The organism is Streptomyces sp. NPDC050738 (genome assembly GCF_040654175.1).
Classification (GTDB): domain Bacteria; phylum Actinomycetota; class Actinomycetes; order Streptomycetales; family Streptomycetaceae; genus Streptomyces.
In genome coordinates this window covers 1-21,445 of sequence record NZ_JBFAHN010000022.1, presented here as the reverse complement: position 1 = coordinate 21,445, position 21,445 = coordinate 1, and the positions used below count along the sequence as shown (strand labels likewise).

The following is a 21,445-nucleotide window of genomic DNA, read 5'->3' as shown; positions in this document are numbered from 1 at the left end:
GGCCTCTCACACTCCGCGCAGCAGATAGTTGGGGCCGGTGGTGTAGTGCTTGTTGATGTCGGCCGCGCCCGAGCGCTCCTTGCTGAGCAGGGTTCCTGCGGTGACCATCGCCTTGACGGGCAGCAGGTCGGCCTGCAGGAGCATGTCCCTCAGTACGGTGCCGGGCTCGCCGGGGCCGGCGCCCAGGCGGTCGACGGCCTCGGTGAGGCGCCCGCGTACGAGGCCGAGCAGCCGGTCCAGGGAACCGCGCCCGTGCCGGGCGAGGCCGAACGCGTAAGAGCCCGCGCACAGATGGACGGTGATGGTGGTGAACAGCGCCACCACCGCGTCGTCGGTGTCGCTGAAGGTCCGGGCGTCGTCGAACGCGTCCAGGGCCGGGGCGTCGTCACCGAGGGCGGCCTTGAGGCGGACGGTGTTGATGCGCGGCCCGTCGTTGTCCTTGAACAGCAGCCGCAGCCGGGTCCGCCCGTGGTGCTCGTCCAGGACGAGGGAGACGTTCTGCTGATGCGACTCGAGTGCGACGCCGTAGCCGAACAAGGTGGTCTGCCAGTCGAAGAGCAGGGTCAGCAGGGCATCGAGGAGGCGGACCGCCTCGCCGTCGTAGAACCGGTCGGCGAGGTGGTCGATCACCAGCCGGCCGCCCGGAGCGCGGCTGAGCAGCGCGGCCAGCGGCAGCACCGTCGCGTCGTCGAGACCGGCGGGGCAGCGGCGGATCAGGACGGCGAGCAGTTCGTGCGCGGCGTGGGCGTAGCGGGTCTCGTCGGCGTGCAGGATCGCGCCCTGGAAGCGCGGTTCGCCGGCGATGAGCGTTTCGATCAGGTGCTGGCCCGCGGCGCCGTCGATCAGGGAGCCGGGCTTGATGGTGCGGCGGTTGCGCAGCCCCAAGGTGGCTGTGGCGAGCGGCAGTTTGAGGTGGACGCCAGGATGCTCGGCGAGTGCGACGGTGCGCATCGACAGCGTGGGGACGACGTCCAGGTACGGCTGCTCGGCGAGCACAGCCGCGTCTTCGAGCCCCAGCGTGCGCAGGGCCTCGCGCAGTGGTTCGCCGACGGTCAGCGGATGCGCGGGGAGGGCCAGGTGCGTCGTGGCCAGTGCGGGCAGACCGAGGTCGGCAGGGGAAGGCCAGAAGCCGGGCAACTCATCGGTCAGGCCTTGGAGGGTGAGGGCACTCTTGGGCAGGGCCAGCCAGCGCAGCCGGAAGCGGGGGTGGAATTCGGGTGCGTAGGAGCGCAGTTGGGTGTCGCTCAGACCGGAGCGGCCGCGGGCGGTCGGGTACACCGGGTGGTCGAGATGGGCCGCGAGGGTGTCGTACGCCAATGAACTGGCAAGGCCCGTCCAGGCCGCCGGGTCCGCGCCGTGGCTGGCGGTGAGCCCGGCGGTGACCTGGGGGTGCACCCGGTGGTGCAGGCGCATGGTGGCCAGGGTCTGGCGGCACTCCTCGGCGAAGGCGTCGAAGCCGCCGCGGTCGACGGGCTCGGCGAGCATGCGCAAGGAGGCCAGGATGGTGTCCAGGTCGGTGAGCCGGGTGCCGTCGGGCTCGTGGCGCAGCAGCGGCAGGCGGGCGGCGTACGCGCATTGGAAGCCGTCGTCGCCGACCGGCAGCAGCAGTGAGGTGCCCTCGCCGGCGGGCAGCCGCAGCCAGTCGCCGTCCGTGCGTCGCTCCAGGGTGCTGTGGGTGCGCAGCCCTACGACGTCCTCGCGCAGCAGCGCGCTGAGCACGCGCAGGACGAGCTCGGACTCCGTTGTGTCGTGCTCGGCGCCGGCGCCGTCCGGCGGTGTGCGCGGAGCGGCCACCTCGCGTACGGCGGCCGGGACCGTCATGAGGTGATCTCCCAGCGCTGTGCGGCGAGGAAGCCCGCCACGACCCGGTCCACCGTCGGCTGGTCGGTGCCGGTGGCCCGCAGCACCCCCAGGTAATCGCGGTTGGTGCGGTACACCTCGTGTCGCTCACCGACCGCGCGCAGCGGCCGATAGGTCAACTGCACGCCGTCCACGGTCAGATCGCAGGCCTCGGGCGCCGAGGTCAAAGTGCCCGCGCGCTCGGCGCACGGGTAGTCCAGGCGGGCCCGGCCGTCCGTGCGCGCGCCGAGCCGCACGGGCAGCGGCTCGCCCAGGTGCGTACGGAGGATGTGCTCGAACAGCGGGATGTCCAGGAGCTGCGCGAGCAGCAGGTCGCACTGGTCGCCGATGGCCCGGTAGTTGACCTCGATGAGGCGGGCGCGGCCTTCGTGCACCACGAACTCGGTGTGGCAGGCGCCGAAACCGACGCCCAGGGCGTCGAGTTGGGCCAGGACCTGTTCGACGACCGGCTCGGGGTGCGCGGGGACGAGGACCAGGCTCTCCTCGATGAAGACCGGGGGAGGCGAAACCGTCGTATGGAAACCGCCCAGCACATGGCGCCGGTGGCGGTCGCCGAGCGTCTCCAGGGTGTAGAGCTCGCCGGGCAGGTACTCCTCGATCACGAGGGCGGCCCAGGGGCGGCGCGCCTGGATCTCCTTGCACCGCAGCAGCAGGTCTTCGATGTCGCCCGCCAGGACGACGTCCTCGCTGGCCACGCCCTCGCGCGGCTTGACCACGCACGGGTAGGGCACGGGGAGTGCGGCGAGCGAGGCCGGGTCCTGGCCTGCGGGCAGTTCGGCCGACCAGACCGTGTCGGCGCCCTCGGCGGCGAGGTGGCGGCGCATGTGCGCCTTGTCCTTGGTACGGAGCGCGGCGCGCCAGTCCTTGCCGGGCAGGCCGAAGTAGTCGGCGGCCAGGGCGGCCTGGGTCTGCAGATGGTCGCTGTTGGTGAAGACGGCGTCGGCGCGGTGGTGGGTCGCGATCCGGGTGATGACCGTACGGAAGTCGCGGACGTCGCACTCCAGGATTTCGACGCTCGCGGCACCGCCGAGATGGCCCAGGTCCTGGTACGCGCGCCGGTGCAGGTCGGGTTGGTCGGTGAGCACGGTGACCGTGAGGCCGAGCCGCGCGGCGGCGGGCAGGAACCCTTCGCTGACCGAGTCGGTGGGATTGAGGGCGAGCAGGTACAGCCGCATGGGCTGAACCCCTTCCGGATCGGGGAGCGGGTGCGGGTGGTGGAGCGGAGAGGGCGGGCGGGGCGGGACCGCGGGCGGGGAAAGTCCTCCCCGCCCGCGTATCGGATCTACTGCTTGGGCAGCTCTACGCCGGTGGCCTTCGCGACGTCCGCGAGCATGTGCTCGGCGGCCTGGACGCCGATGCCCGACATCCAGGTCTCGTCCGGGACGCTGAAGACCTTGCCGTTCTTGACGGCCTTGAGGGACTTCCAGACCGGGTTGGAGGTGACGTCCTTCTGCTTGGTCTTGGAGGGCTCGTCGGCCAGCGTGACGAAGACCAGGTCGGCCTCGGCCTTGTCGATCTGCTCCGGGCTGACGTCCAGCATCGTGACCTCGGGGTCCGTCGAGGACTGCGACTCGGGGCGGGCCAGGCCGATGTCGTCGAGGACGACGCCGCTGTAGGCGGACTTCTGGTAGAGACGGGTCGGGCCGGCTACGAAGCGGACCACGGACGCTGACGGCATCGTGCCGTGGTACTTCGCCTTGATGGCCGCACCCAGCGCCTTGGCGTCGGTCTCGTACTTCGTCAGCGCCTCGGCGGCCTGCTTCTCCAGGCCCAGGGCCTCGGCGTGCACCTTCAGGTTCGCCTTCCACGGACCGCCGGTGGTCTCGGTGAAGACGGTCGGGGCGATGCCCTTGAGCTTGTCGTAGACCTTCTCGTGGCGGACCTTGGAGGACAGGATCAGATCCGGCTTGAGGGAGGCGATCAGCTCCAGGTTCGGCTCCAGCAGCGGGCCGACGTCCTTGGCGCCCTCGACCTTGTCCGCCAGGTAGCCGGGGAAGCCGCCCGCGGTCTTGAAGTGCGGGGAGACCGCGCCGACCGGCTTGATGCCGAGCATCGTCACCGAGTCCAGCTCGCCGGTGTCGAGGACGACGACCCGCTTGGGCTGGGAGGGGATCTCGGTTGCGCCCATGGCGTGCTTGACGGTCCTCGGGAAGGCCCCGGCGGTCGCGGCGGCGTTCTCCTTGCCCGACGCGTCGTCGGCCTTGTCGCTTCCGCAGGCGGTCAGCGCGGTGGCGCCGATGGCGAGAGCGGCGAGGGCGGTGCCGAGGCGGCGCAGGCCGCGCGGCGTGGTTCTGCTGGACATGAGGGTTCTTTCCTGTCGGCGAACGGAGTTGCTAGGCAGGGGAGTTGTGGCGTGATGGTGGGCGCTCAGGCAGAGGGGTTCCGGCGGGCCGTCCTGCTCCTGGGGATGACCAGAGGGGTGCCGGTCTCGGGGTCGGGGATCACCCGGCAGTCGACGTCGAACACGGATTTGACGAGCTCCGCGTCCAGTACGTCGGCCGGGGCGCCGGCAGCGGCCAGCCCGCCGTCCTTGAGGACGACGAGGTGATCGGCGTAGCGGGCGGCCTGCCCGAGGTCGTGCAGCACCATCACCACGGTGCGGCCCGCCTCGGAGTGCAACTCGGCGACCAGGTCCAGGACATCGAGCTGGTGACGTAGATCCAGGAAGGTGGTGGGCTCGTCGAGGAGCAGCAGGTCGGTGTCCTGGGCGAGGGCGAGCGCGATCCAGGCGCGCTGGCGCTGACCGCCGGACAGCTGGTCCACCGGCTGCTCGCGCAGAGCTGCGGTGCCGGTGCGCTCCAGAGCCGCGTCGACGGCGGCCTGGTCGCCGGCCGACCAGGGGCTGAGCAGACGCTGGTGGGGGTAGCGGCCGAGCCGGACCAGCGCCTCCACCGTGATGGCCTCGGGGGTGACCGGCTGCTGGGGGAGCAGGCCCATGCGGCGGGCCAGTGAACGGGCGGACATCCGGTGGATGTCGGTGCCGTCCAGGGCCACGGTGCCGGCGGACGGGGCGAGCAGGCGGGTCAGGCCGCGCAACAGGGTGGACTTGCCGCAGGCGTTGGGGCCGACGATGGCGGTGACCGCGCCGCCGGGGAGCACCAGGTCCAGGCCGCCGACCACGATGCGGTCGCCGTAGCGGAGGTCGAGACCGTGGGTGGACAGCTCGTCGGGCTGTGCGGATGCTCCCGGCAGGGCGTCCTGCTGCGGGGTGAGCTGCTGGGAGGTCATACGGCGCTCCTGTTGACGGGCATGCTCTGACGGATCATCAGCACCAGGAGCCATGGGGCACCCAGCGTGGCGGTGACCACTCCGACGGGGAGCCCCTCGACCGGCAGCAGGTGCTGGACCACCAGGTCGGAGGAGAGCAGCAGGGCGGCGCCCACCAGGCCGCACAGCGCGGTGGTGGCGGCGGTGGGCGGTCCGGCGGCGAAGCGCACCAGGTGCGGCACGGCCAGGGCCACGAAGGCGACCGGGCCGGTCAGCGCCGCGGCGAGGGACGCCAATGTGATCGCGGTGAGCAGCAGTTGGAGCCGGGCGGCGGAGACGTTGATGCCGAGGCCGCCCGCCGACTCGTCGCCGAGATCCATCACCGCGAGGCGTCGGTGCAGTACGAACACGAGGACCAGCGCCGCGGCCATCGCGGCGGCCGCACCGCCCACCTCGGTCCAGGTCCGTCCGTACAGCGAGCCGGTGGTCCACTGCAGGGCGGCGCCGGCGAGCTCGGCGGGGAAGCGTACGACCATGAGATTGACCGCGGCCGCCAGGCCCGCCTGCACGGCGAGGCCGACAAGGACCAGGCGGGTGACGGTCAGTCCGGAGCGCCAGGCGAACACGCCGAGCAACAGCGCGGCGAGCAGCCCGCCGCCGAGTGCGCCCAGCGGGATGAGCGAGGCCGAGGCGCCGGCGGCGAGCAGGACGACCGACCCGAAGGAGGCGCCGCCGGTGATCCCCATGACATCCGGTGAGGCGAGCGGATTACGGAACAGGCGCTGCAGGACGGAGCCGGCGACGCCGAGTCCGGCCCCCGCGATCAGCGCGGCCGCAAGGCGGGGCGCCCGGAACTCCTGGACCACGAACACATCGCCCTGGTCGCCGAATCCGAACAGGCCGCGCAGGGCTGCGGACGGCGCCATGTCCATCTGCCCCTGCGTGAGCGAGATCAGCGACAGGGCGAGCAGCGCCACGGTCGCGATCACGCCGAGCAGCAGGATGCGCCGTCGCCTACGGGCGGGCGCGGTCAAGGCCTGGGGGAGCGCGGCGGCAACGGGGTTGGCGAGGCCGGTCATCGGGCCACTTTCCGGGCGAGCAGTGCGAGCAGGGGCGCACCGAGGAAGGCGCTGACGATGCCGACTTCCAGTTCGGAGGGTCGGATGACGACCCGGCCGAGCACGTCCGCGGAGAGCAGCAGGATCGGGCCGGCCAGCAGGCACCCGGGCACCAGGAAGCGGTGGTCGCCGCCGAGGATCGGGCGGACCAGGTGAGGTGCGGCCAGTCCGATGAAGGCGATGGGCCCGGCGACGGCGACGGCGGATCCCGCGAGGAGGGCGACCGCGACGGCTCCGGCGAGCCGGATGCGGGCGACGGGGACACCGAGGGCCTGGGCCGAATCGTCGCCCAGCGCCAGGGTGTTGAGCGCCGGGGTGACGGCGAAGGCGAGCAGCAGGCCGACGCCCAAGGTCGGCAGCACCGGGTAGAGCACGTGCAGGGAGCGCTCGGAGAGGGAGCCGGCGAGCCAGAAGCGGGCCTCGTCCAGGGTGCGCTGACTGGCGAGCATGACGGCGGAGGTCCAGGACAGCAGCACGAGTTGCAGCACCGTGCCGCCCAGGGCGAGGCGTACGGGGTCGATGTCACCTGCGCGGCGGGCCAGCGCCAGGGCGAAGAGCGTCGCGGCGGCCGCTCCGGCGAAGGCGAACCACACGTACTCGATGGGCCGGGTGAGTCCGAAGGCGTAGATGGCGACGACAACGGCGAAGCCCGCGCCCGCGTTGATGCCCAGGGTGGTCGGTGAGGCGAGCGGATTGCGGGTGATGCCCTGTGCCACCGCCCCGGCCACGCCGAGTGCCGCACCCACGGCGAGTCCGATCACCGTACGCGGCAGCCTGAGCCCCCTGACCACGATGGCGTCCCTTCCGTGCGCGTCGCCGAACAGTGCGTCGACGACGGTGGACGGCGGAATCGACCTGGCCCCCAGGGCGAGGCTCAGCGCGGCGCACAGCGCCAACACGGCCACGCCGAGAAGGAGTAGAGGGACGCGGACGCGGCGGGCGGATACGGAGGAGAAACCGGCGACGACGCCCGGTGCGGTCTTGGACACGGCCAAGATCTTAGGTTAGGCATACCTAAGTCTGTCAACTTGCTGTGAATCCGGCCCGAGGGGCTTGACTGAAAACCCGCGAGCGTGTGGCTAAGGTGAGCCTCACCTAATGATGACGTTGGTGGAGGGGTGTCGGTGAGAACAAGTCCGGCCATGTCGGCTCCTATGCTGGCCGAAAACGGCTCCGGACCGCTGGCGGAGACCTGCCAACTCCTGCTGCGCACCTGCGCATCGCTGCGGGTCGAGATCGTGGAACCGTCCCCGCCGTGCACCGAACGCGACCTGTCCGTGCCGGGGCCGACTCACGCCGACGGACCCGGCGCCTGGGTCAACGGGGCCGAGCTGGCCGCCGACCCCGAACTGCTCGACGCTCTCGTGGAGGGCGAAGCAGCCAGAATCCAGCAGGAGTTCGGAGCTGCGCCGCGCAGGGAGGTCGCCGCCTCCCGGCTGATGCACCACTACCTGTGGTCCGTGAGCCTTCTGATGAGCGGCCCCTGGTACCTGGCCCGCCGCGTCCCACGCATCCGCCCCCGCGACATCCACATCCATCTCGCCACCGCTGACCTCGCGTTCGCGCCAGGCGGCTTTGCCTGCCTGCCCGACGACCCGGCCGCCGCACTGCGCGGTGTCAAGGTCGTCGCCCACGAGGAGGCGCTGCGGGCCGAACTGCGTTCAGCGGTCGCCGACCACATGCGCCCGCTGCTGGCCGCGGCCGGACCCCGGATGCGCCGCGGGCCACGCGCTCAGTGGGGGATGGCCGGCGACGACCTGATCTCCGGCATCTGGTACGTGGGCCGCACGCTCGGCCAGGAAGAGCAGTCCGTGCGCGCCGCGACCGACCTGCTGCCCACCGCGATCGCACCCTTCCCGGCCGGCGCCGACTTCCGCCGACTGCGGGGCAGCGCAGGCCGCACACACCTGACCCGCACCCGGGCCGGATGCTGCCTCTATTACGCCATCCGCACCGCGGCCGAGTCGGACCGGCCGGTGCCACAGGCATGCCTCACCTGCCCACGCACCGAAGACGCGGACCGGGTACGCCGCTTGGAAGAGGAGTGAGCCGCCCGGCTCGACGTCAATCGCGCAGCGGTTCACCGTAGTTGACATGGAAATGCAGATGTTTGGAGTCCTGGTAGTCACCCAGATTCGTCAGCACCCGGCACGCACCATGGTCCGCGGCAACCTGGCGGGCAACGTGTCGGACGACGGAGAGGACGTCGTGCACCGCCGACATGTCGCCACCGCCCAGATCGATCAGTGACGGCACGTGCTGCTTGGGCACCACCACGATATGGACCGGCCAGAACGGGTGTGTGTGGTGAAACGCCAGGACCGTGTCGGTTTCCACGACGACGTCGACGGCGGTCCGACCGCTCAACGCCTCATCGCAGTAGAAGTCCTCGGTCGCAGGCCCGGCTCCGGCCGGGACATCAGGTGAATCGGACATCCACCTACTCTGCGGCCCGGATCCCGGCATTGACCCCGCTGTGCCAACGCGGTTGCATGCTTGTGGCCCTCCGGTGGGGAAATCGGGAGAGAGGGCCAGGTCTGTCCTAGGGGGAAAAATGAGGGGAAACACGCGTCGGAGTGCCACCAGACGTGTTCGCGCCGCCTTAGGCGCCACGGTCGTGGTCTGCGCGGTCACGACGGTGCTGCTGCCCGGAGCCGCTTCGGCCGAGCCGGGTGGCGCGAGCGACAGCGGAGCTGGAGTCGAACGGATCAGCGTCGCGACCGACGGCACCCAGGGAGACGGTGACTCCACCGGCGCCACGATCACGACCGACGGCCGGCGTATCGCCTTCTCGTCGTTGGCGAAGAACCTCACACCCGCCAACCCTGTGGCGTGGAGAAGGGTGTTCGTCCGCGATCAGCGGACGAGCCAGACCATGCTGATGAGTACCTTCACACCCCCGATCGATCGGCCGGTGATCAGCGGTGACGGGCAATACGTTGCCCTGTGGGGGGAAGTGCAGAGGTACACGAAGACCTTCCTGGCCCAGGTGAGTTCGCAAAGCACTATCGGTATCAACTGCTCGTCCCTCGCCTGCAGCCATCCGTCGCTGAGCGCGGACGCCCGCTACATCGTCCAGGTCGCCGCCTTCAATCAACCGCCCTACCACCAGCGCATCGAGATCCAGGACTGGCAGGCCAACACCACGCAGACCGTCGCCGAGTTCGGCCACACCGCATCGGCCCGGCCGTCCATCAGCGGCGACGGACGCTTTGTCGCCTACCAGGACGGCCAGGCGCAGGACGTCTTCGTGTGGGACCGGACCGACGACACCTCTGCCGGGCCGATCGAAGGCCCGTCCAAGGCGGCGACACTCGTCCAGATCAGCAAGGACGGCAGCAAGATCGTCTATCTCTCGGGCTCCGACACCTACGTCCAGGACGAGAGTTCGGGCGCCGACCAACTGGTGGCGAACGTACGAGGCGTGGCCATCGATCCCACCGGACGCTATCTGCTGTACGCCCCGAACGACACGAGCGGACCGTCGCTCATGCTGCGTGACCTGGCGGCGGGCACCGACGAAATCGTCTCGAACCAGCCAGCCTCGGCAGGGACCGACGCGGTCAGCGCCAATGGGCGTGACGTGGTCTTCAGTTCCGCGGCCGACGACATCGTGCCCGGCGACACCAACGGCAAGTCGGACATCTTCGTCCGCAGCTTCTACTGACCGCCCCTCCCGGGAGCCCGGGCGAGTCCGGGTGCCTGGTAGGCATGGTGCGTGGATGAACTTGAACGATCCAGCGATATCGAACAGGCCGCGTCCGGTGACGGGCAACTGATCTGGGCCGCCCAGGGACAACGCGATGGGCAACTGGGGCCGGGGGTGCGCGCGTGGCGCCACGGCGCAGCCCTGGCGGTGGCGAGCCCGAGCCCGCAACAGGACCGCCTTGCGGTCCGGGGCGACAGCGCCGACGCGGCCGTGTTGGTGCGATGGGCGCTCGCTGAAGTCGGGCCGTCCTACCGGCTCTTGGGGGAGGCGGCCCTGATCGATACGTTGGTGCGACGGCTCCCCGGCCTGGCGCCGGTCCACCACTTCTACTGGATGGAGACCACATCACTCTCCGAGGCCGCCGATCGGGGCGTGCGATGGCTCGGCACCGAGGAAGAGAAAGACGCGGCGTCGCTGTTCGACCGCTTCTTCCCCGACTCCTATGCGCAGCCGGGACGTACGGGGGTGCACCGCTGGGCCGGTGCCACCGGCGCAGTGCGTGCAGGCGCCGGGCCGGAGCTCCTGGCGGTGGCGGCGGACGCGTGGTCCGCGGACGGCTGCGGGTTCATGGGCGGGGTGATCACCCATCCCGCCGCCCGCGGCCGCGGCCTCGCGCGGGCGGTCAGCGGCTTCGTACTCGACGACCTCGTCAAACGCCACGGGCGCGCCGCGCTCATGGTCCTCGCCGGCAACGCGCCGGCGATTGCCACGTATGAGCGTCTCGGGATGTCCAAGTGCCTGTTCGGTGCGGCACACATGTCAGCGGGGTGAGCGAGAACCGCACGCCGGGGTCAGTCCGTCAGGCGGGCAAGGGCCAGCGCATGCGCGCGGTCGAGGGAATCCGCTGCGGCGCACAGGACGTCCGGCTGTACACCGGTGCCCTCCCAGTTCGTGCCGGAGACGGGGTTGACGGCGCGGCCGGTGGGGATCGTGGCTTCCAGGTGGGGGTGCACGGTCCAGCCCCTGCACGGGTGCGCGCCGCCGCGCGTGGGTTCGCCGACGACTGTGGCGCGGCCGAGCTGCTGGAGGTCGTACGCGAGTTCCTCCGCGGCGGAGAAGGTGAAGTCACTGGTGAGCATGTACAGCGGCTTGCTGCCACCGAAGCGTGCGCCAGGCACGTGCGGCAGGCTCCAGGACTGCTCGCTGCGCTCGCCGTCGCGCCAGTGCATGGTGTTGAGGTGGGTGCGCTCATCGAGCAGGTAGCTGCAGACGAAGGCGACGGTGTCCGGGTCGCCGCCCCGGTTGGTGCGAAGGTCCACGATCAGTGCCTGGGCGCGGGAGGCAAGGGTGAGTGCGGCGCCGAGCGGTTCGGCGGCCCAGTCCAGCGGAAACAGCATCGGTGCCAGCTCCAGTACGGCGACCCCGCCCTCGAGCAGCTCCAGCCGGGGTGCGCCACCCAGCGAGGTGTCGAAGTCGCGGCGGATGGATTCCAGGGTGGCCGCCCCCTGCTCGGGGGACACCGGGTCGGCGTGGTGCTTGAGTCTCAAGTGGCGGTCGCCGTTGAGGGATTGCAGGTCCGCGGTGACCAGACGGGCGAGTTCCTCGGCATCGTCGACGTCATAGGCGCCCTCGGCGAGGCGCCGGTCCAGCAGGCCGCGCAGCTGCTCGGCTATGTCGGGGAAAACGTAGTGCTCGGTCATCAGCCGGACTGTCTCGTCGATGACAGGGGCCGCCGGAAGCTTCGTAGGAGTCGTCATGGCAGGGAGTAGAGCACCACCCTTGCGAAAGCGTCAATCAAATTGGACACTTTCGGTATGAGCGATCAGTCTTCCTACCAGCCGCCGCCCGACGAGGTGTTGGAGATCGGTGCGCCCGAGCAGTTCGCGGCGCTCGCTCACCCCTTGCGCCAGCGGTTGCTCTTCGCCCTGGGCCACCGGCCTGCCACTCTCAGCCAGCTTGCCGCGCAACTCGACGCGAAGAAGGGCAGCGTGGCCCACCACCTCAAAGTGCTCCGCGAAGCCGGGCTTATCCACATCGCCGAGACCCGCCAGGTTCGCGGCGGCACCGAGCAGTACTACCAGCGCACGGCCCGCCGCATGGTCGTCGCAGAACCTCAACCGGCAGGCACGGCCGCGATGCTCGCCGCAGTCGCCCAGGAACTGGACCGCTCACCCGCCCAGACCTATCTGACACTGCGTCACCTGCGTCTCAGCCCGGCGAAGGCAAGTGAACTCGGCGAGAAGCTGACCGAATTGATCGACGAGGCCGAGGAGAGTGCGGAGGACCAGCCCGTGCACGGGGTGTGGGTAGCGCTCTACGAGCAGGCTCAGCCGTCCAGAAGAGCCCGTCCGGAATAGTCCAACTCCACGTACCGCACCCCATGTTGAGTGCCTACCTCGCCGCACCACAGAGGGCGCGGCCTTAATCGATAGAGCCTGAAAGGGAGTTTGTGTACGGTGCCCGGATGGCTTCTCAGCGTACCCTTCTGCCGCGCTCGACACCGGCCGCCTCGGGGATATCGTCCCGCTCCATCGCCGCGCTGTTGGATCGGCTCGAAGAACGATCCGTGGAATGTCACTCCCTCATGGTCGTGCACCACGGTCACGTCGTCGCCGAAGGCTGGTGGGCGCCGTACGCGGCCGAACGCCCGCACCTTCTCTACTCGCTGACCAAGTCGTTCACCTCGGTCGCCGTGGGGCTCGCGATCGCCGACGGTCTGCTCTCCCTGGACGATCGGGTGGTGGACGTGCTGCCCGACCACGTCCCAGCCGACGTCTCGGAGCAAGGCAGCCGGATCACCGTTCATCACCTGCTGTCCATGACAGCAGGGCACCCTACGGACAGCCTTGCCGAAGCCTGGCAACTGGAACCCGACGACCTGGTGAAGGGCTTCCTGAGCTTGCCGTTCTCCGATGCCGAGGGAACGCGCCACACCTACGACAACTCAACCACCTTCATCTTGGCCCGGATGCTGGAACGCGTCACGGAACGCGGCCTCCCGGAGTTCCTCAACGAGCGCCTCTTCAAGCCGATGGGCGTCGACCACGCCGAATGGGACCGTGTGAAGAGCGGTGCCGCCTTCGGATTCCATGGGCTGCACCTCACGACCGAGGCCGTAGCCGCCTTCGGCGAACTGCTGCTGCGTGGAGGCCGCTGGGGCGACCAACAGCTCGTCCCGAGCCAATGGGTCGAGCTCGCGACACGACGGCACATCGACTGGGAACCGGCCAAGGACGGCGGACCGGAGAACGCCGACTTCTCCCACGGCTACGGCTACCAGTTCTGGATGGCGCGTCACGGATACCACGGTCATGGCTCCGGCGGGCAGCAGTGCGTGGTGGTCCCGTCGCACCATCTCGTGGTCGCCGCGACCGCCCAAACCGAGGCCCAGGACCTGCTCGACGCCCTGTGGGAGTGCCTGCTGCCCGGCGTGGGCCAAGCGGGAAGCGCCCGAGACGACGAGATCCTCGCCGATCGGTTGCAGCAGTTGTCATTGCCGCCGGTGCCGGGCACCGCCGACCCGCAGCGTTCGGTCACCGCGAGAGTGGACGCGTGCGCCGAGGCCTCGGCGCTGCCCGACGGAACGACGGTGACTGTCGATCCCACCGACGGCGGATGGCTCGTCCGATTCGAGTCGCTCCTCGACGTCGAGGTCGGCCACAGCGAATGGCGGGAAAGCTCCCCGCTCGGGCGACCGGTCGTCGCAGCCGGAGGCTGGCAGGGCAGCAAGTTCGTTGCCGATCTTTACGTCATCACCACCCCGCACCGAGTCCGGCTGGTCATCGACGCCAACGCGGCGACCGCGACAGCGACATGGAGCACGGTGCCCCTGACCGGACCCAGCCTCGAGGTGCATGTGCGGTCGCCGCTGATGACACGACCAGACGTCGCGTAGAGGTCAGGGGAGGAAGGTCACTGCGGGGAAGGCCGGGGAAGGCCCGTCGAGCAGGTGCCCCCGCCGGTGGCGCAGGTGCTCGTCGAAGAACGCGAGCGGGTACGCCTGCTGGATCTTCACCGCTTGATCGGGATCGAGGGTGCCGATCACGTCCTGGAGCTGCTGCCTGCTCCAGCCGAGCAGCTTCGCCACCTGTGGGAACAGTGCTTCGTTGTCGCCGTACGAGACGTGGGCGGCGCCCTGGGCCTGGATGTTGAGACGCGGACCCCGCAGGAGCGACCAGAACGCGGCGGCCTCGGGATCCGTGGTCCGCGTGAACTCGGCGGACATCATCATGAACGGCCGGTGCAGGTCGCCGGCCAGCGGCGGGTTCATCTGCATCGGGCCGTCGAGGCTCAGCCCGGCGCGGATGCGCTCGTCCGCGAGCGTGGCGGAGGCGGTGGCCGTCCCACCTTTCGACCAGCCGAACGCGCCCATGCGCCGCGGGTCGAGGGAGCCGAGCAGCCCGGCCGGCAGCCTGCGCTGGTCGGCGTCCGGGTTGCACCCTGCGGCGAGCTGCTCGACGCAATCGAGGACGAACCGTAGATCAGCGGCAAAATCCCCGGGCAGCGTCGGCGCATTCTGACCGGAGAGCGGAACGGTGACCCTGCCGTCGGGGAACTCGGTGTAGGTGTCGTACTGGTGAGCCGCCGTCACCACCGCGTATCCGTGACTGGCAAGCTCCTGGACCACGATGGTGTGGTCGCCCTGGTGGCTGTGCGCCCCGTGCGAGAACACGACGACTGGCAGCTGTCGACCCGATCGCCGCACCGGAGCGCCCACATGGCCGGCCGTGAGAGGCGCCACGGGGGTCAGGGAGCCGAACCCCGTGTCGTCGAGGAACGCTTGCAGGGCGCCGGCCGGCATCCAGGGCGCCACCGGGTACCGCTCGGTGTTCCGGGCCGGATACCAGACGGTGGCCATCAGCTCGCGGAAGTGTCCGGGACCCGCGATGTCGTCCCGTCGCGACCGGTCGACGAGGCGCAGTTGGACCTGGCCCACCGGGTGAGGCCCGGTGGGCACGGGCAGCGTGAGCCGCTTCGGTACGGGCTCAGGCGTGCCGGGCTCCGCCCAGGCGGGACCAGCGATGGCGGCAAGCGGCACTGCGGCTCCGGCCGCCAGCGCGGCCCCCAGCATGCGGCGGCGCGTCGTGCCCTGCCGACTGATGAACGGAGCGGTGGTCATGGGGCCCTCCCGTGGTCACGGATCGTCATTCGTGCCGCGACGGCCGGTCCGTGGGCACAGGCAAACGCTGTCATGTGCCCCTCTCGTGCAGCATCGGCCCACGGGTCTACACCCTGGGGTCGATGTGATTGGTGGTGCGATCCGTAGTGAGCGGCCGCGTGGGCAACACGGGGAGAAGCCTTGGGAGTTGTGCGTCAGGACGTTGTTGACGTGGCGTCGGTCAGTGGCTTCGGCGGGTAGGCGCGGAGCACGAGTGACGTGGTGACAGGGCCGTAACGGGCCAGTGCGTCGACAACTTCTTCGAGTCGCCCTGCCTGCGGGCAGTGGACGTTGAAGATGAGGCAGTCTTCCCCGGTGACCCTCAGAGTGGAGATGATCTCGGGGGTCCGGGAAGCGAAGTCCAGGGCGCGCGAGAGCTGGGCATGCGTGGTGCGCAGGCGGATGACTGCGTGAATGTTCAGGCCGAGTACCGCCGGGTCGACAACGGCCCGGTAGCCGGTGATGACGCCGCTCTTCTCCAGTCGTTGGATGCGCGCGCTGGCCGCGGGCTGCGAGAGTCCGACGCGACGGCCTACCTCGGCGCCGGTCAACCTGCCCTCGGCCTGGAGCAAGCTGAGGATGTCCCGGTCGATCTGGTCGAGTGATTCCATCGTTGTCCGCACCATCTTCTTTGAGATCATTTGCGCCGCTGTCGCTGATCTGTTGCTTCCAACAGAATCTCCGCAGGCTTCCCCAGGATCGCTGGGGGCGGACGAGTGAAACGGTGGCAAGCAGTGGTCGCGTACGTCATCATCCCCGGTATCGACGGCTCCGACGGGCAGCACTGGCAGACCTTGTGGGAGCGAGAGTGGGGCACCTCAGCGGTAAGGATCTCTCCGGCCTCGTGGTCCACCCCCGATCTGGATGACTGGGTCAACGCCGTCCACAAGGCGTACGACGATGCCTGCCGCCAAGACAGTCGCGTTGTGCTGGTAGCCCACAGCCTGGGCTGCTGGGCGGCGTCCTCTTGGCTGAGCAAGAACCCGTCGAGGCCGGTCGCCGGTGCATTCCTGGTCGCGCCCCCCGATCCGCGGGGGCCGGCTTTCCCGAGCCAGGCGGCCGCGACGTTCATCGAGGTGTCCGCACAACCGTTGCCTTGTCCGGCCCTGGTGGTGGGCAGTACGAACGATCCGTACTGCACCCCCGAGGCAGCCGTCGACTTCGCGGCGCGATGGGAGGCGCGATGGCACCTGTCGGGCGCGTTCGGGCACATCAACTCCGCCAGCGGCCTGGGTGCGTGGCCGCATGGCCGCGAACTCCTCGTTTCGCTGAACGAGCAGTGATCAACCACCGCACGGGACGGCGCCGTCCCGCGGTTCCACTTCGCACAGGGAGGGCTGCCTCGCCGAACGGGTCATCTCCAGAGCGTGCGCGTCGAAGGCAGAGTTCAGGTGAGCAGGCCTCTGCAGGCGCGGGCCCATGTCTCCACCGGGTCGAAGGCGTCCGCGTGCCAGGTGCTGGAGGTCAGGACGCCTCTGCCGCGATAGGCATGCATGATCTCGACGTGCGGTGGCCAGGCGATGAATCGGTGCAGGGCGGCTACGTCCCGCCACACGGCCACGGCGCCGCACCGGCCGACGGTGGGCCGCGCCCAGAGCCACATTCCGTATGCCCCGTCGAGTTCAGGCCAGCCGGTCGCGAGCCGTCGGGCGGCACGGTGTACGCCGAGCAGGTCGATCCGCCGGTCGAGTCGGAACTCGGTGACGCTGACCAGGACGGGGCCATCTCGGTCATGGTCCGGCCCAGGCGTCCATGAGGACCTCAACACTTTAGTACGCATGCGCTTACGATCTGCTTGTGCGTATCGTTTGTCAACGGGTACGTTCCTTGATATGGCCGCACCCCGCAGGAACGCACCGCGCCCCGATGTCGCCGCTATGGTCGTCCCGTTGGGGCGCACCCTGATGGCTGCGGAGCAGCCGATCCTCGACGCTCACGGCCTGACCATGTGGGCCTATGCGGTGCTGTCATATCTCGACGAGACACCCCTTCGGACCCAGGCCGCACTGGCCGAAGCCATCCAGGCCGACAAGACCCGCATCATCCCGGTACTGGACGGCCTGGAGTCCCGCGGACTGCTGACCCGCCGCCCCGACCCCAACGACCGTCGAGCGCGGCTGCTTTCGCTCACCTCCGAGGGCCGCCGGTTGCGGGACGCCGCCCAGGCCGCCATCCAGGACGGCGAGCAACTCCTGCTGGGACGGCTTCCAGCCGCGGACCGAGAGGTGTTCCTGCGAAGCCTCCGCACTTTGTACGAGATCAGCCAGGAGCGCTAGCCGACACGACCGGCGCGGGTCGCCTGCCGGCCGCGCAACGACGATGTGGGTGAGTTCCGACTCGGTGCCATCGACACCGTGCGCGGGCCCACCCCGGCCTGCAATCAGGAACCAAAGCGCACGCTATGGGCAGGGTGGCCCTCTACGCCCTCCCAGATGGCGCCGACTTCTGCCAGGGCCAGCAGCTGAGTGCACGCGTCGTCGGCGTAGAGGAAGGCCGTCGCGTCGGTGTCGTTGGCCGCGTGGGTTGCACCGCCGTCCAGGGGCAGACACTGATCGCTGGGCGTAGCGGCCAGAGGCATCGTGGCCTGGGTGTCCGTGCGGGTGTAGGTGAACTGGCCGTCTGCGGCTTCTGCGGAACGCGTGGTGGCGTTCAGCAGCAGGGCGGCGCAGACCGCAGCTGTGGCGATTCGGCAGAGTGCATGGATCTTGTTCATGACCAGCCAACGCCCCGAACCACAGAAGGACACCCGTGGGGCCGGATGTTCGCCTCATTGGCGGGTGCTCTTGCGAAGGCGCTGCGACGGCTGCCGATTGCGCTCCGTGATCCGCACAGGGCCCGGCATAGCCGATAAGTAAATGGCCCCCTTCGAGCCGAAAGGGGCCACCGCTACTTATTTGTCATTTCAGACACGTCGTAGCATACGCCAAGCGTAAGCTCCGTCATTCAACTGATCTCCGTCGATGATTACGTCGAAATTATCATTGAAGGAAATTGACTTCGCCTTCGCCCCGCACTCTACGTGTTCTTTTTTATCTCCCTCTGGGAGATAGATATGCATGGAGATGCCCCCGCTGCCGGAACAGGCAATCTGGAACAGATGATCGCCGGGAAGCGATTCGGAAATCTTCTGACCTGATGCCTTGGACCAGTCGTAACCGGATGCGTCCGCAGAAGCCCGATAGCTGCTTGGTGTGTGCTCGTTCACGAGGGCCACGGCGGGCTTCGCCGTGTCATCAAGACTCTTGCCGGGCGACGACGGAGTGGCCTTTGGGGTGGGTGACGCAGCGTGCACCTGTTCCGGACCGGATTGTCCGGAACAGGCTGCCAAGCCGAGCATGATCACTCCCATGGCGAGTGCGGCGCCAACGGGCCGCTCAGAGACCGACCGGTGCGGGTCGAATCTCAAGAAGATGTCTCCCAGTACTTCCATCCCACGGAGTTGACCGGCAGATAGGCCGTGCCGCGGGCGAGAGTGGTGGTGGTGCAGTTCGGATTGGTCTTGTTCGACTCCCACCCCACCTTGTAACCGCTGGAGCCGTACTGCATGTGCCCGTACTTTTTTGATCCGATGTTGTGTGAGTACGTGTGGCCCACTGTCACGGCCGTGGACGATGCGACGCTGCCGCTTACCTGCGCCTTGGCTGCTGCGAACAGGTATGAGGCGCTGACTTCCAGCGAGGTCGACAGCGTGTAGGTGATGGTGCTGGCTTTGGTGACGCTCACCGTCATGGTCCCGCCGGGCCCGTCCTTGAAAGACTGACCGCTGGCGGGGAGGAAATATCCGCTGTGTGAAGTAATGAGTACCCCGTAGTCGACGGGGCATGACTGCGTCCCCATGTCGCTCGCAATGGCGGGAGCGGTCCCGCCCAGCGTCAGTGCCACTCCCGTTGCCATTGCGGCACCCATTTTCGTGACCCTGCTCATTGTTCCCCCAGGTCGAAGATCTCGCCAGCAATCCGAATGGATGTTGGCAGGTGCAGACCATATTGACCGCAGGAATACCCAGTCAAGAGAACGGCAACGCTCAATTTTCGACCTGGGAGCCGGCCCGAGTAACTCGCGGTCACTCCAAGGGAGTTGGTCGACTCTTGAGGGGAATTTGAGGTTTCGAGTCAAGGTGCGTAATGGTTGGTAAATGGGTGAAATCGTTTTCGCCTGGATTCCCTAAGTCGCGCAGGCCTGTGCGCCGACGTGTGACGGCATGAGTGCCAGTAGTTGTTTTGTGTGGCCGGGCAGCTCTGCCTCGGCGAGGCCGGTGAGGATGTCCCGGAGCGTGATGGGCTGATCGAGCATGAGGGCGTCGTTGGACAGCAGCAGTGCCGGCACGAGGGTGTCGAGTTCGGCCTCGCCGAGCCCAGGTTCACCCCCAAGGGTGCACAGGGCGTCGACCTGGGCACGGATACGTTCCCGGAGTCCGGCGTTGCCGCCGGCGCGTTCGGCGACGCGGGTCAGGGTCCAGGTGTCCTGTGCGTGGCGGTTGTCGTAGGTGGCGTTTGCCCCGGCGGCGACAGTGGCGGCCGTGACGATGGTGGCGGCCGTGACGACGGAGACGTGCGCCAGGATCTGATCGGCGCTCCATTCGCCGTCGGGCGGCGCGGGGTTGTCCGCGCGGGTCGCCACTTCGGTGGCGGCGTCCAGCAGGGAGCGACAGGCGTCGCGCAGCGGGGTGGTGTCCATGGTCGTCGGTGCCTTTCTCACTGGTGGGCGGGGGACATGTCCCAGGGTGCCTGCGGGAGTACGTCGCCGGTTTCGAGGAGTGACTTCAGGTTCGCCAGTACGGCGGGCCAGCCGGCCGAGATGCCGGTGAACATCTCCTGGTTGGGGAGGTTTTCGTGCGTCACGGTGAGGCGCACGATGTCCTGGTGCGGCTCGATGAGGAAGGTGACCACTGACGGTTCCCGGGGCGCTTCGGCGTCCGGAGTGTCCTCGAAGGTGATGACCAGCCGCGTCGGCGGCTCGGCGGCGAGGACGCGGCCGACGACGTCGACGGCGCTGGAGCCATCGGCGCGCCGGTGTTCCCAGTCCGATCCCGGCTGCCAGTCCGAGACGTTGTGGTGCCCCCAGTAACGGGCCGTGAGGTCGGCGTCGGTGAGCGCGCGCCACACCTGTTCGGCGCCTGCGCGGATGTAGGTGACGTAGACGTAGGTTGGCACCGGTGCGGGTGCGGTGTCTGCCATGGCGTACTCCTCTGCCTGGTGCTTGATGGCGCTGATCGCTTGCAGGCGGGGCCGGTCGAACCCGGAGATCCAGCGCTCGTCGATTTCGTGGATGGGGGCCGGATTGAGGTAGTGCAGCCGCTCTCGCCCACGCCTTACCACGGTGACCAGGCCGGCCCGTACGAGAACGTCGAGGTGCTGCGTCACCGACTGCCGCGCCATCTCCAGCCGCTCGCACAGCTCGCCCAGCGTCTGCCCGTTGTGGGCGCGGAGCCGGTCGAGCAGCTGGCGCCGGGTGGGATCGGCAAGGGCCTTGAAGACCGCGTCGATAGCCGTCGGTTCGAAGCTCACGACACTATTATGCAGGTAACTGCCTGCGTAATGTCAACGGCCACAGGGATTCCCCACAGGGCGTGGTCGTAGGCAGGCCTCGGGTCACCTCCCCCGCCCCTTGCGGGCGGCTCGGGCCGCCGGCTCACGCCCGATGGGTGCCGCTCCAAGCTCGCAGGTCAGGGGCCTTCGGTGGCCATGGCATCGAGGGTCTCCCGCATCATCTGGTCGATGGCTCCGGGCTTTTCGATCAGAGAGTCGAAAAGGTCGGCGAGCACCCACAGCACGAAGCTGTGTGCCAGGGCCTCTTGCGCCGGGATCTGTCCGAACCGGTCGCGCCAGGCCACGGTGTCCATGCCCATCGCGGCGGCCATGAGGACACCGGTGACCATCGGCACCTGCTCCGGGTCGGCCTCTTCGAAGGCGGGGAGCCGGCGGATCACAGCAGGAATCAGATCACCGAGCGGATCAAGACGATCCTTGCGGCCACCGGGCTGCTCGGCGATCAGGTACCCGGTCAGGACGCCCACCAGGAACACCGTGCCCCGCGAGACCTCCTCGCGCCCAACGGAGTCCACCGCGGCCTGCACTCGCTGCTGCGCCTGCCGACGCTCCTGATGGGGCGTCCGCTTCTCCAGGACTCGGTAGGAGTCCCATGCCGCACGGACCGCCTCGTTCACCACTGCACCGTCGCTGCTCATGAACCCGACCGTAGGTGACACGGCGCACCGCACGGAGGCCGAGGGCGATGGCGCGTCCCCGGGTTCTCCAGATGCCGCAGAGTGTCTTGTTTCCCCGCTGCGTACGGGCTCGTCTGCATGGGCCGCGAGACGCACATCGGACGCAGCTACATTTAGCGCTTCAGTTGGCACCTACTGGGCTTGAACTCGTGGAGTCGTTGGAGTGAGGGATAGGCCGGTGCCGGCGAGGCATCCGTCGATGAGGTTGCTGCGGTACTGGATCGTGC

24 protein-coding genes are annotated in these 21,445 nt (G+C 69.0%); 7 read left to right on the top strand and 17 right to left on the bottom strand.

Annotation, left to right across the window (positions count from 1 at the left end):
- Positions 1-6 precede the first annotated feature (6 nt).
- The 6 genes from AB0H78_RS35535 to AB0H78_RS35510 all read right to left on the bottom strand — a co-directional run bounded on the left by AB0H78_RS35535 (position 7) and on the right by AB0H78_RS35510 (position 7,090).
- On the bottom strand, positions 7-1,821 hold the full coding sequence (locus AB0H78_RS35535; protein ID WP_363238949.1) for an IucA/IucC family protein: 1,815 nt from the start codon (positions 1,819-1,821) through the stop codon (positions 7-9).
- Entirely contained in the window at positions 1,818-3,035 is a 1,218-nt protein-coding gene (locus AB0H78_RS35530) for an ATP-grasp domain-containing protein (protein ID WP_363238948.1), read from the bottom strand. Before AB0H78_RS35530 ends, AB0H78_RS35535 begins: the two co-directional genes overlap by 4 nt.
- A gap of 107 nt (positions 3,036-3,142) precedes the next feature.
- Complete coding sequence (locus tag AB0H78_RS35525; RefSeq protein ID WP_363238947.1) at positions 3,143-4,162, bottom strand: iron-siderophore ABC transporter substrate-binding protein; 1,020 nt, start codon at positions 4,160-4,162, stop codon at positions 3,143-3,145.
- 65 nt (positions 4,163-4,227) lie between these two features.
- Positions 4,228-5,088, bottom strand: coding sequence for an ABC transporter ATP-binding protein (locus tag AB0H78_RS35520; protein WP_363238946.1), 861 nt, complete (start codon positions 5,086-5,088; stop codon positions 4,228-4,230).
- The gene (locus AB0H78_RS35515) at positions 5,085-6,146 is read right to left on the bottom strand and encodes an iron ABC transporter permease (RefSeq protein WP_363238945.1); all 1,062 of its coding nucleotides are present in this window, start codon (positions 6,144-6,146) and stop codon (positions 5,085-5,087) included. The genes AB0H78_RS35520 and AB0H78_RS35515 overlap by 4 nt, the downstream gene beginning before the upstream one ends.
- A complete protein-coding gene (locus tag AB0H78_RS35510) occupies positions 6,143-7,090 on the bottom strand; it encodes an iron ABC transporter permease (protein WP_363239017.1) in 948 nt (315 codons plus the stop codon). Before AB0H78_RS35510 ends, AB0H78_RS35515 begins: the two co-directional genes overlap by 4 nt.
- 237 nt (positions 7,091-7,327) lie before the next feature.
- On the opposite strand from AB0H78_RS35510, the gene AB0H78_RS35505 reads away from it, so the two are divergent.
- The gene (locus tag AB0H78_RS35505) at positions 7,328-8,233 is read left to right on the top strand and encodes an iron-sulfur protein (protein ID WP_363238944.1); all 906 of its coding nucleotides are present in this window, start codon (positions 7,328-7,330) and stop codon (positions 8,231-8,233) included.
- Between the two features lie 16 nt (positions 8,234-8,249).
- Here the strand turns inward: AB0H78_RS35505 and AB0H78_RS35500 are convergent, their stop codons facing one another.
- Positions 8,250-8,621, bottom strand: a complete 372-nt coding sequence (locus tag AB0H78_RS35500; RefSeq protein ID WP_363238943.1) for an HIT domain-containing protein — start codon at positions 8,619-8,621, stop codon at positions 8,250-8,252.
- Positions 8,622-8,802: 181 nt separating this feature from the next.
- Between AB0H78_RS35500 and AB0H78_RS35495 the strand changes: the two genes are divergently transcribed.
- Positions 8,803-9,852 carry a hypothetical protein gene (locus tag AB0H78_RS35495; RefSeq protein ID WP_363238942.1) on the top strand — a complete coding sequence of 350 codons (1,050 nt, stop codon included), beginning with the start codon at positions 8,803-8,805 and terminating at the stop codon, positions 9,850-9,852.
- A 51-nt stretch (positions 9,853-9,903) separates the two neighbouring features.
- Positions 9,904-10,665: a GNAT family N-acetyltransferase gene (locus AB0H78_RS35490; protein ID WP_363238941.1), complete on the top strand. Its 762-nt coding sequence runs from the start codon at positions 9,904-9,906 to the stop codon at positions 10,663-10,665.
- Between the two features lie 20 nt (positions 10,666-10,685).
- On the opposite strand, the gene AB0H78_RS35485 is transcribed toward AB0H78_RS35490, so the two are convergent.
- Positions 10,686-11,591 carry a S41 family peptidase gene (locus AB0H78_RS35485; RefSeq protein ID WP_363238940.1) on the bottom strand — a complete coding sequence of 302 codons (906 nt, stop codon included), beginning with the start codon at positions 11,589-11,591 and terminating at the stop codon, positions 10,686-10,688.
- Between the two features lie 57 nt (positions 11,592-11,648).
- Here AB0H78_RS35485 and AB0H78_RS35480 point away from each other — a divergent pair, with 57 nt between their 5' ends.
- Together AB0H78_RS35480 and AB0H78_RS35475 are read left to right on the top strand one after the other, a co-directional pair.
- The gene (locus tag AB0H78_RS35480) at positions 11,649-12,191 is read left to right on the top strand and encodes a winged helix-turn-helix domain-containing protein (RefSeq protein WP_363238939.1); all 543 of its coding nucleotides are present in this window, start codon (positions 11,649-11,651) and stop codon (positions 12,189-12,191) included.
- A gap of 107 nt (positions 12,192-12,298) precedes the next feature.
- The gene (locus AB0H78_RS35475; RefSeq protein ID WP_363238938.1) at positions 12,299-13,729 is read left to right on the top strand and encodes a serine hydrolase; all 1,431 of its coding nucleotides are present in this window, start codon (positions 12,299-12,301) and stop codon (positions 13,727-13,729) included.
- Positions 13,730-13,732: 3 nt separating this feature from the next.
- Here the strand turns inward: AB0H78_RS35475 and AB0H78_RS35470 are convergent, their stop codons facing one another.
- Together AB0H78_RS35470 and AB0H78_RS35465 are read right to left on the bottom strand one after the other, a co-directional pair.
- Positions 13,733-14,953, bottom strand: coding sequence for an acetylhydrolase (locus AB0H78_RS35470; protein WP_363238937.1), 1,221 nt, complete (start codon positions 14,951-14,953; stop codon positions 13,733-13,735).
- Between the two features lie 194 nt (positions 14,954-15,147).
- Positions 15,148-15,603, bottom strand: coding sequence for an Lrp/AsnC family transcriptional regulator (locus AB0H78_RS35465; protein ID WP_363238936.1), 456 nt, complete (start codon positions 15,601-15,603; stop codon positions 15,148-15,150).
- A 123-nt stretch (positions 15,604-15,726) separates the two neighbouring features.
- On the opposite strand from AB0H78_RS35465, the gene AB0H78_RS35460 reads away from it, so the two are divergent.
- Positions 15,727-16,275, top strand: coding sequence for an alpha/beta fold hydrolase (locus tag AB0H78_RS35460; protein ID WP_363238935.1), 549 nt, complete (start codon positions 15,727-15,729; stop codon positions 16,273-16,275).
- A gap of 104 nt (positions 16,276-16,379) precedes the next feature.
- On the opposite strand, the gene AB0H78_RS35455 is transcribed toward AB0H78_RS35460, so the two are convergent.
- Positions 16,380-16,772, bottom strand: coding sequence for a hypothetical protein (locus tag AB0H78_RS35455; protein ID WP_363238934.1), 393 nt, complete (start codon positions 16,770-16,772; stop codon positions 16,380-16,382).
- Between the two features lie 52 nt (positions 16,773-16,824).
- Between AB0H78_RS35455 and AB0H78_RS35450 the strand changes: the two genes are divergently transcribed.
- Positions 16,825-17,268, top strand: coding sequence for a MarR family transcriptional regulator (locus AB0H78_RS35450; RefSeq protein WP_363238933.1), 444 nt, complete (start codon positions 16,825-16,827; stop codon positions 17,266-17,268).
- A gap of 104 nt (positions 17,269-17,372) precedes the next feature.
- Here the strand turns inward: AB0H78_RS35450 and AB0H78_RS35445 are convergent, their stop codons facing one another.
- The 6 genes from AB0H78_RS35445 to AB0H78_RS35420 form a co-directional block, all read right to left on the bottom strand.
- Entirely contained in the window at positions 17,373-17,705 is a 333-nt protein-coding gene (locus AB0H78_RS35445; protein ID WP_363238932.1) for a hypothetical protein, read from the bottom strand.
- Positions 17,706-17,894: 189 nt separating this feature from the next.
- Positions 17,895-18,422: a hypothetical protein gene (locus AB0H78_RS35440; RefSeq protein WP_363238931.1), complete on the bottom strand. Its 528-nt coding sequence runs from the start codon at positions 18,420-18,422 to the stop codon at positions 17,895-17,897.
- Positions 18,395-18,898, bottom strand: coding sequence for a hypothetical protein (locus AB0H78_RS35435; RefSeq protein WP_363238930.1), 504 nt, complete (start codon positions 18,896-18,898; stop codon positions 18,395-18,397). Before AB0H78_RS35435 ends, AB0H78_RS35440 begins: the two co-directional genes overlap by 28 nt.
- A gap of 258 nt (positions 18,899-19,156) precedes the next feature.
- A complete protein-coding gene (locus tag AB0H78_RS35430; protein ID WP_363238929.1) occupies positions 19,157-19,669 on the bottom strand; it encodes a hypothetical protein in 513 nt (170 codons plus the stop codon).
- A 17-nt stretch (positions 19,670-19,686) separates the two neighbouring features.
- Positions 19,687-20,478: a metalloregulator ArsR/SmtB family transcription factor gene (locus AB0H78_RS35425; protein WP_363239016.1), complete on the bottom strand. Its 792-nt coding sequence runs from the start codon at positions 20,476-20,478 to the stop codon at positions 19,687-19,689.
- Positions 20,479-20,657: 179 nt separating this feature from the next.
- On the bottom strand, positions 20,658-21,179 hold the full coding sequence (locus AB0H78_RS35420) for a hypothetical protein (protein ID WP_363238928.1): 522 nt from the start codon (positions 21,177-21,179) through the stop codon (positions 20,658-20,660).
- Positions 21,180-21,445 lie beyond the last annotated feature (266 nt).

Excerpts from the sequence above, each read along its gene's own strand:
- AB0H78_RS35535 (WP_363238949.1), bottom strand. The coding sequence starts at position 1,821 with ATGACGGTCCCGGCCGCCGTACGCGAGGTGGCCGCTCCGCGCACACCG.
- AB0H78_RS35530 (WP_363238948.1), bottom strand. The coding sequence starts at position 3,035 with ATGCGGCTGTACCTGCTCGCCCTCAATCCCACCGACTCGGTCAGCGAA.
- AB0H78_RS35525 (WP_363238947.1), bottom strand. The coding sequence starts at position 4,162 with ATGTCCAGCAGAACCACGCCGCGCGGCCTGCGCCGCCTCGGCACCGCC.
- AB0H78_RS35520 (WP_363238946.1), bottom strand. The coding sequence starts at position 5,088 with ATGACCTCCCAGCAGCTCACCCCGCAGCAGGACGCCCTGCCGGGAGCA.
- AB0H78_RS35515 (WP_363238945.1), bottom strand. The coding sequence starts at position 6,146 with ATGACCGGCCTCGCCAACCCCGTTGCCGCCGCGCTCCCCCAGGCCTTG.
- AB0H78_RS35505 (WP_363238944.1), top strand. The coding sequence starts at position 7,328 with ATGTCGGCTCCTATGCTGGCCGAAAACGGCTCCGGACCGCTGGCGGAG.
- AB0H78_RS35500 (WP_363238943.1), bottom strand. The coding sequence starts at position 8,621 with ATGTCCGATTCACCTGATGTCCCGGCCGGAGCCGGGCCTGCGACCGAG.
- AB0H78_RS35485 (WP_363238940.1), bottom strand. The coding sequence starts at position 11,591 with ATGACGACTCCTACGAAGCTTCCGGCGGCCCCTGTCATCGACGAGACA.
- AB0H78_RS35480 (WP_363238939.1), top strand. The coding sequence starts at position 11,649 with ATGAGCGATCAGTCTTCCTACCAGCCGCCGCCCGACGAGGTGTTGGAG.
- AB0H78_RS35475 (WP_363238938.1), top strand. The coding sequence starts at position 12,299 with ATGGCTTCTCAGCGTACCCTTCTGCCGCGCTCGACACCGGCCGCCTCG.
- AB0H78_RS35470 (WP_363238937.1), bottom strand. The coding sequence starts at position 14,953 with ATGACCACCGCTCCGTTCATCAGTCGGCAGGGCACGACGCGCCGCCGC.
- AB0H78_RS35465 (WP_363238936.1), bottom strand. The coding sequence starts at position 15,603 with ATGGAATCACTCGACCAGATCGACCGGGACATCCTCAGCTTGCTCCAG.
- AB0H78_RS35455 (WP_363238934.1), bottom strand. The coding sequence starts at position 16,772 with ATGCGTACTAAAGTGTTGAGGTCCTCATGGACGCCTGGGCCGGACCAT.
- AB0H78_RS35450 (WP_363238933.1), top strand. The coding sequence starts at position 16,825 with ATGGCCGCACCCCGCAGGAACGCACCGCGCCCCGATGTCGCCGCTATG.
- AB0H78_RS35445 (WP_363238932.1), bottom strand. The coding sequence starts at position 17,705 with ATGAACAAGATCCATGCACTCTGCCGAATCGCCACAGCTGCGGTCTGC.
- AB0H78_RS35440 (WP_363238931.1), bottom strand. The coding sequence starts at position 18,422 with ATGGAAGTACTGGGAGACATCTTCTTGAGATTCGACCCGCACCGGTCG.
- AB0H78_RS35435 (WP_363238930.1), bottom strand. The coding sequence starts at position 18,898 with ATGGGTGCCGCAATGGCAACGGGAGTGGCACTGACGCTGGGCGGGACC.
- AB0H78_RS35430 (WP_363238929.1), bottom strand. The coding sequence starts at position 19,669 with ATGGACACCACCCCGCTGCGCGACGCCTGTCGCTCCCTGCTGGACGCC.
- AB0H78_RS35420 (WP_363238928.1), bottom strand. The coding sequence starts at position 21,179 with ATGAGCAGCGACGGTGCAGTGGTGAACGAGGCGGTCCGTGCGGCATGG.